This is a genomic window from Streptomyces bugieae, from assembly GCF_036352915.1.
Taxonomy (GTDB): domain Bacteria; phylum Actinomycetota; class Actinomycetes; order Streptomycetales; family Streptomycetaceae; genus Streptomyces; species Streptomyces endophytica.
In genome coordinates this window covers 1-423 of record NZ_JAZBJP010000198.1, presented here as the reverse complement: position 1 = coordinate 423, position 423 = coordinate 1, and the positions used below count along the sequence as shown (strand labels likewise).

At 66.9% G+C, this 423-nt stretch carries 1 pseudogene; it reads left to right on the top strand.

Features of this window, described 5'->3' with window-relative positions:
* Positions 1–423, top strand: a pseudogene (locus V2J85_RS40865) (proteasome ATPase); the annotation flags it as partial.

The window sequence follows — 423 nt, the reverse complement described above, 5'->3', positions numbered from 1 at the left end:
CTCGAAGAGCGGATCGTCGAGTTGCAGACGAATCTGGCAGGCGTGTCCGCACAGAACGAGCGGCTCGCCAACACGCTCCGTGAGGCGCGTGACCAGATCGTGGCCCTCAAGGAAGAGGTCGACCGGCTCGCACAGCCGCCGGCCGGTTTCGGAGTCTTCCTTCAGGCCAACGAGGACGGCACCTGCGACATCTTCACCGGGGGCCGCAAGCTCCGGGTGAACGTCAGTCCCAGCGTCGAGCTCGAGGACCTCCGGCGCGGCCAGGAGGTCATGCTCAACGAAGCGCTCAACGTGGTCGAGGCCATGGAGTTCGAGCGGGCCGGGGACATCGTCACCCTCAAGGAGATCCTTGAGGACGGCGAGCGGGCCCTGGTGGTCGGGCACACCGACGAGGAGAGGGTGGTGCGGCTCGCCGTCCTCAAG